Raw genomic sequence first — 6,728 nt, 5'->3', positions numbered from 1 at the left:
TAACGGTTTGTTATTGGCTGGATTTACCTTATTGATATTAATTCTATCACAAAAGGAAATTTTAAAAACGCATCCTTCTATCAGCGTCGGAAAACTAACTTTCATGGGTATTGTTTTAACGTTTGTTCCCGGCATATTCTTTCAATTCATCAGGTCAATTACTTTAACCGCCGATAAATTTCAATATTTCTTCTCCGGATTAACTGTAACCTTAATAACCGACTGCGTTTTCTCTTTTTTTGTAGCATTTCAAATAAAGACAAAAAAGACAAAACTTCTTTTTCTCTTTATTTTTGTAGCTCTGGGATTATTGATGGCGTGGGATTATTTTTTTCATGTCGATGGATGATGCAAATCGTACTAAACTATCTTTCTTTCGCCCTTGTTGGTGTTTTCACCAACAAGTACCGATATGTCAGAATTAAAGATATTTTTCAATTTAGCTATATGGCTGACATAAATTTCGACTACCACCCGCAATTTTTTACCGCAACCATTTTGGAATGGAAACACCTGTTAAAGGAAGATGAATTTAAAGACATCATCATAAAAAGCCTTCAGTTTTTAGTAAAAGAAAAGAGCGTTGTGATTTATGCTTTTGTAATTATGCCCAATCATATTCACTTAATATGGCAGATTCAGGACGGTTTTAAGAGAGATAAAATTCAACTGCGATTTTTGAAATTTACGGCTCAGCAAATGAAATTCAAACTTTTACAAACTGATAAATTACAACTTGAACATTTTAGGGTTAATACCAGTGACAGGGAATATCAATTCTGGGAAAGGAACGCATTGAGCATTGATTGATGGAGCGAAGCGGTATTTATGCAAAAACTTGAATATATATATAACAATCCATTACAGGAAAAATGGCGGTTAGCTGAATTTCCGGAAGAGTACAGGTATTCGTCTGCTGGATTCTATGAAACTGGCATTGATGAGTTCGGCATTCTTACTTCTTACTAACATCAATGTATGCAGACACCCCAGTTTGACGCTCCCGTTTGCGAACATCCCTTTTTTGTTGGTGAAAACACCAACAAAGGCGCAAAGTAAGCATTTTTTACTACGAGTTTAACGTTATCGTATACTCCTCCTTCAACTCCTCCAAACAAGCCGCGCACATACAGCCCTCGTAATTCTCGCTGATATACTCCACCTCGTTCAAATTCAGCTGTACGGCGGCGCATTGGCATTTGGTAAAGGCGTTGGCTTTACACTCGATGCTTTTGCCGCAACGCTCACATCTTATAGTTTCGTGTTTCGAATTCAAACCTTGAAAGCTGAAATTTATTTTTTTTTTCGGATATAAGAATTAATTATAGTGATAACGGCATTGCAAAACATGCAACCGATTCTCCTTTATGGCGTAAATTAACCTGTGTTCATCGGTTATCCGCCTGCTCCAGTTGCCCGCGAAATTGCCTTTTAATGGTTCGGGTTTCCCAATTCCAGAAAATGGCGTACGCAAACAGTCCTTTATCAAATCGTTAATCCGCTTCAGAACTTTTTTGTCTGTTTGCTGCCAGTATAGGTAGTCATCCCAGGCTTTTGACTGCCAAACTAATTCCATACTAATCCTCAATCAGGTTATGGGCATGATGCACACCAGAGTTCATTTCATTAATGGCTTCCTGCAATCGTTTTCTGTTAGCTTCGCTTTTAATGATATGCAGCGTCTCTATCATGGCATTATATTCGTCCAAATCCATTACCACTACATTTTTACCTTTGCTCCGGGATACAATCACTATTTCTGCATCATCATTGACTTTATCAAGACTTTTGGCCAGGTTTTGGCGAAATTCTGTATAATTTAATACTTCCATCGTCTTTAAGTACTTATTTAAGTACAAAAATAGTAAAAAGTCCGGAAGTAGGAAAGTCCATAGTCAATGGACCATGGTCGATAGTTTTTATAGGTTCAAATTTATACTATTCCGGTCAACCTAAAATAAAAAGACCATAGTTAACTTCAGGATAATTTCCTGATTTTAACTATGGTCTATCGTCCATGGACCATGGACTAAAAGCTTATGCAGAGCAAGTCACGCAACCTTCTTCCATTGAGCAGCTCGGACCGGCAGGTATTTCATCTACAATCTGGTCAACTACTTCAGGAATTACAGGATCCATGTTTTTGCCGCCCTGGTTCTCAACGGTAAATTTAACCGCTTGCGATGCCGCCTGTGTACGCAGGTAATACATCCCTGTTTTAAGGCCTTTCTTCCATGCGTAAAAGTGCATTGAAGTAAGTTTTGACGCATTTGGCGAGTTGATGAACAGGTTCAACGATTGCGACTGGCAGATATAAGCGCCCCTGTCGGCAGCCATATCAATGATGTTACGCATCTTGATCTCCCACACGCTTTTGTACAGGTCTTTCAGTTCCTGTGGTATTTCCGCGATATCCTGTACCGAACCATTGGCGGTGATGATCTTATCCTTCATGTTGTTATCCCACAAACCAAGGTTCACCAAATCGCGCAGCAAATATTTATTTACGATGATAAACTCACCGCTCAATACCCTGCGGGTATAAATGTTGGAGGTATACGGCTCAAAACATTCGTTATTGCCTAAGATCTGCGAGGTGGATGCAGTTGGCATCGGCGCTACCAACAGCGAGTTGCGCACACCATGGTTCATTACATCCAGGCGCAGGTTTTCCCAATCCCAGCGGCCGCTGTCAGGCTTAACGCCCCAAAGGTCAAATTGGAACTGTCCTTTTGATAATGGCGACCCTTTAAAGGTTTCGTAAGCGCCTTCTTTTATCGCCAGGTCTTTTGAAGCCGTCATGGCTGCAAAATAGATGGTTTCAAAGATCTCTTTGTTCAGTTTCCTCGCTTCGTCGCTTTCAAAAGGTAAACGCAGCAGGATAAAGGCATCAGCCAATCCCTGTACACCCAAACCAATCGGGCGGTGCCTTAAGTTGGAGTATTCGGCCTCAATAACCGGGTAATAATTATTGTCAATGATCTTGTTCAGATTGATGGTGGCCTGGTAAGTTACCTCATACAATTTAACGTGATCAAAAATGCCTTCCCTTACATAACGCGGCAGGGCCAATGATGCAAGGTTACAAACCGCAACTTCCTTGTCCGAAGTGTATTCTATAATTTCAGTACACAGGTTTGAGCTTTTGATGGTACCCAAATTCTGCTGGTTTGATTTGCCGTTGGCTGCATCCTTATACAACAAATACGGCGTACCGGTTTCCACCTGCGAATCCAGTATGGCAAACCAAAGTTCCTGGGCTTTTACCACCCTGCGGGCACGGCCTTCTTTTTCGTATTTGGTATACAGGTCTACAAATTCTTTTCCCCAGCAATCAGCCAAACCCGGCGCTTCATGCGGACAGAATAAGCTCCATTCTTCATTTGCTTCTACACGCTCCATAAACAGGTCGCATACCCAAAGAGCGTAGAAAAGGTCACGGGCACGGTTCTCTTCCTTGCCATGATTTTTGCGGAGATCTAAAAATTCAAAAACATCCGCGTGCCATGGCTCCAGGTAAATAGCGAAGGCGCCTTTGCGCTTGCCGCCGCCCTGGTCAACATAACGTGCTGTATCGTTAAATACACGCAACATCGGGATGATACCATTGCTGGTACCATTGGTACCGCTGATATATGAACCGGTTGCCCGTACATTGTGGATGCTCAGGCCAATGCCGCCTGCGCTCTGCGAAATTTTTGCAGTTTGTTTTAAGGTATCGTAAATGCCGTCGATACTGTCATCCTTCATGGTTAATAAAAAGCATGACGACATTTGTGGCTTTGGCGTACCAGCGTTAAACAAAGTTGGCGTAGCGTGGGTAAACCAGCGCTCGCTCATTAAATGATAGGTTTTGATGGCGCTTTCCACATCTTCTTTATGGATGCCGATAGAAACGCGCATAAACAAATGCTGCGGACGTTCGGCTATTTTTCCGTCAACTTTTAACAGGTATGATTTTTCAAGTGTCTTAAAACCGAAGTAATCAAAACCAAAGTCGCGGTCGTATATAATGGTGCTGTCCAACAGTTCAGCATTTTCTTCAATAATTGCCCAAACATCATCAGCCAAAAGAGAGGCGTCTTTACCGGTTTTAGGGTCAATATAACCGTGTAACAGGCGCATCGTTTCGGAAAACGACTTGATGGTGTTTTTGTGGAGGTTGGATACCGCTATGCGCGATGCCAGCAAAGCATAATCAGGGTGCTTTGTGGTTAATGATGCAGCTGTTTCGGCTGCAAGGTTGTCCAGTTCGGAAGTAGTTACCCCGTCAAATAAACCCTCAATTACTTTTTTGGCCACATCAATCGGGTCAACCAAAGCGGGGTTTAAACCATAGCATAACTTTTCAATACGTGCGGTAATTTTGTCGAACTTTACCGTTTCTTTTTTTCCGTCTCTTTTGATAACGAACATCTTGACCCCCTTGTTTAATTAATATTTATTTTATTGTAACCCTTATTGTCTGAACTAAGATTAGAGGATAGTAGGATTTTTGATCTTTTCAAACCTTTTACCTTTCGCCTTTAACCTTTCAACCTTCCTAAAAGTCCTCGTCCAGCGAAAACGCCTTGTTGTCCTGGCCATTTAATACGCCGCTTTTTTGGTAATCCCCTACCCTTTTTTCAAAGAAATTGGTTTTTCCCTGCAAGCTGATCATTTCCATAAAGTCAAACGGATTGGATGCGCCGTAAAATTTATCGTAGCCCAGTTCACCCAGCCACCTGTCGGCCACAAATTCAATATACTGGCTCATTAATTTGGAGTTCATCCCGATTAAGTTTACCGGCAATGCGTCGATAATGAATTCTTTTTCAATTTCAACGGCGTCGGTGATGATGGCGGTTACGGCTTCCTGCGAAAGCTTATTATCCAGCATTTTGTACAATAAGCAGGCAAATTCGCAATGCATGCCTTCATCGCGCGAGATCAGCTCGTTGCTGAAGGTTAAACCCGGCATCAGGCCGCGTTTCTTCAACCAGAAGATGGAACAAAAGCTACCTGAGAAAAATATACCCTCAACTGCCGCGAAAGCCACCAGGCGTTCAGCAAAACTTCCGTTATTGATCCAGCGCAGCGCCCATTGTGCTTTTTTCCCAACGCAGGGAACGGTATCAATGGCATGGAACAAACGGTCTTTTTCTGTCGGATCTTTGATATAAGTATCTATCAGCAGCGCGTAAGTTTCTGAATGGATATTCTCCATCATGATCTGGAAACCGTAAAAACAACGCGCTTCGGGCAACTGTACCTCGCTCATAAAGTTTACGGCAAGGTTTTCGTTAACGATCCCGTCGCTCGCCGCAAAGAATGCCAGCACATGCGAAACAAAATGTTTCTCGCCTGTACTCATACTCTCCCAGTGCTTCATATCATCACCAAGGTCTATCTCCTCTGCCGTCCAGAAACTCGCTTCGCATTTTTTGTACATCTCCCAGATCGCAGGATATTTGATCGGTAAAATAACAAAGCGGTCTTTGTTCTCTCTTAGTAATAATTCGGTCTCTTCCATTTAAGCTGTATTTTATTCCAAGCCTTTTTGCTATCCTTTTATTTTTTAATGCTACCCGTTAGCCGACGACTTTCCCTTAGCCTTAGTTTTAACTACCGTGATAAATATTGATCACCCTAATGCTTTAACCCCCTGCTCACCAATCTCTGCCAAACTAATTTTTTATTTTTGCCGGTCACTACTGATGTACATAGTGTCCTTTATTTCAATACGATTCCGGGGAACCGGATACCGTTAAAAAGCGTTGCAAGAACTTATATCAAATATAGGAGAAGCATTTTTACGGTGTTAGCTTAAGTTTTACACATCAGCTATAAGTTATACACAATCCACTTTATCAATTAGTAATGAGCAGATTAGTGGCTTTTTTGACCACCGTTTTTGGGCGCGGTGTTAATATAGCGTTAACAACTTCTTAACCTAAAAATCAGGTTAAAAACAGGGCAAAAAACGTCTAAAAACGGCGATTATTAAGCAGGAACAAACTTCATCGATACTGAGTTTACGCAGTGTCTTACATTTTTAGGTGTTAAATACTCCCCCTCAAAAACGTGCCCCAAATGCGCGCCGCAGTTGGCACAAACGATTTCCACCCGCCTGCCGTCGGCATCGGGCACATGTTTTACCGCGCCCTCAATCTCGTCGTCAAAACTTGGCCAGCCACAATGCGATTCAAATTTTGATTCGGAAGTATACAATGGGGTATCGCATCTTTTGCATACATACAAACCCTGTGCCTTGTTGTTTAATAAAGCCCCGGTAAACGGCCTTTCAGTTCCTTTGTATAGTATTACCCGTTCTTCGTCGGGGGTGAGCTGATTAAAATTCATTGTTTTTTTTGATTTCACCGATAGCTTCGCCTTTCGGAATATATAAATATACGACAAAACGGTAGTTTAATTTGTTTGGGGGAGTGATATTGACAAAATGCTGACCGTTTAATAAACCTGCAAAACATCAGACCTATAGCCTTCAATTAAATTTAAATCTGTATCTTGTATTAGTAATGAACCTTGAACCATGAAACCTTTTTTAGCATTCATCATATTCCTGCTTTTTGCATGTAATCAACCTGACCATAAAACATTTACCACTGCGCAGCACGTAAATAAAACATTAAAACCAATCGACACAACTATTTACGCCATTCTAAAACTTGATAAACGGAATGATTACCTTTTTGAAAAAAACACTAAGCCGTCAAGTATTACTGCGG

The 6,728-nt window shown here is 41.4% G+C and carries 9 protein-coding genes; 3 read left to right on the top strand and 6 right to left on the bottom strand.

Annotated features, from left to right (window positions below; translation table 11 throughout):
- A partial coding sequence (locus QZY09_RS05825) for a hypothetical protein (RefSeq protein ID WP_295669453.1) occupies positions 1–349 on the top strand: 349 nt, incomplete at its 5' end.
- 98 nt (positions 350–447) lie between these two features.
- A complete protein-coding gene (locus tag QZY09_RS05820) occupies positions 448–810 on the top strand; it encodes a transposase (RefSeq protein ID WP_295669450.1) in 363 nt (120 codons plus the stop codon).
- 259 nt (positions 811–1,069) lie between these two features.
- On the opposite strand, the gene QZY09_RS05815 is transcribed toward QZY09_RS05820, so the two are convergent.
- From QZY09_RS05815 to QZY09_RS05790, 6 genes are all read right to left on the bottom strand, one after another.
- Entirely contained in the window at positions 1,070–1,276 is a 207-nt protein-coding gene (locus QZY09_RS05815) for a cysteine-rich CWC family protein (protein WP_295669447.1), read from the bottom strand.
- 42 nt (positions 1,277–1,318) lie between these two features.
- Complete coding sequence (locus QZY09_RS05810) at positions 1,319–1,576, bottom strand: Txe/YoeB family addiction module toxin (RefSeq protein WP_295669444.1); 258 nt, start codon at positions 1,574–1,576, stop codon at positions 1,319–1,321.
- A gap of 1 nt (position 1,577) precedes the next feature.
- Complete coding sequence (locus QZY09_RS05805) at positions 1,578–1,832, bottom strand: type II toxin-antitoxin system Phd/YefM family antitoxin (protein WP_295669441.1); 255 nt, start codon at positions 1,830–1,832, stop codon at positions 1,578–1,580.
- 205 nt (positions 1,833–2,037) lie between these two features.
- Positions 2,038–4,416 carry a ribonucleoside-diphosphate reductase subunit alpha gene (locus QZY09_RS05800; protein WP_295669438.1) on the bottom strand — a complete coding sequence of 793 codons (2,379 nt, stop codon included), beginning with the start codon at positions 4,414–4,416 and terminating at the stop codon, positions 2,038–2,040.
- Positions 4,417–4,543: 127 nt separating this feature from the next.
- Positions 4,544–5,512, bottom strand: coding sequence for a ribonucleoside-diphosphate reductase small subunit (locus tag QZY09_RS05795; protein WP_295669435.1), 969 nt, complete (start codon positions 5,510–5,512; stop codon positions 4,544–4,546).
- Positions 5,513–5,982: 470 nt separating this feature from the next.
- The gene (locus QZY09_RS05790) at positions 5,983–6,342 is read right to left on the bottom strand and encodes a methionine-R-sulfoxide reductase (protein ID WP_295669431.1); all 360 of its coding nucleotides are present in this window, start codon (positions 6,340–6,342) and stop codon (positions 5,983–5,985) included.
- A gap of 190 nt (positions 6,343–6,532) precedes the next feature.
- Here QZY09_RS05790 and QZY09_RS05785 point away from each other — a divergent pair.
- On the top strand, positions 6,533–6,728 hold a 196-nt coding region (locus QZY09_RS05785), incomplete at its 3' end, for a hypothetical protein (protein ID WP_295669428.1).

Origin of the sequence: uncultured Mucilaginibacter sp. (genome assembly GCF_903913935.1) — a bacterium.
In the GTDB taxonomy this organism is placed as follows: Bacteria; Bacteroidota; Bacteroidia; order Sphingobacteriales; family Sphingobacteriaceae; genus Mucilaginibacter.
This window is presented reverse-complemented; position numbering and strand designations above follow the sequence as displayed.

Excerpts from the sequence above, each read along its gene's own strand:
- QZY09_RS05805 (WP_295669441.1), bottom strand. The coding sequence starts at position 1,832 with ATGGAAGTATTAAATTATACAGAATTTCGCCAAAACCTGGCCAAAAGT.
- QZY09_RS05800 (WP_295669438.1), bottom strand. The coding sequence starts at position 4,416 with ATGTTCGTTATCAAAAGAGACGGAAAAAAAGAAACGGTAAAGTTCGAC.
- QZY09_RS05790 (WP_295669431.1), bottom strand. The coding sequence starts at position 6,342 with ATGAATTTTAATCAGCTCACCCCCGACGAAGAACGGGTAATACTATAC.
- QZY09_RS05795 (WP_295669435.1), bottom strand. The coding sequence starts at position 5,512 with ATGGAAGAGACCGAATTATTACTAAGAGAGAACAAAGACCGCTTTGTT.
- QZY09_RS05820 (WP_295669450.1), top strand. The coding sequence starts at position 448 with ATGGCTGACATAAATTTCGACTACCACCCGCAATTTTTTACCGCAACC.
- QZY09_RS05810 (WP_295669444.1), bottom strand. The coding sequence starts at position 1,576 with ATGGAATTAGTTTGGCAGTCAAAAGCCTGGGATGACTACCTATACTGG.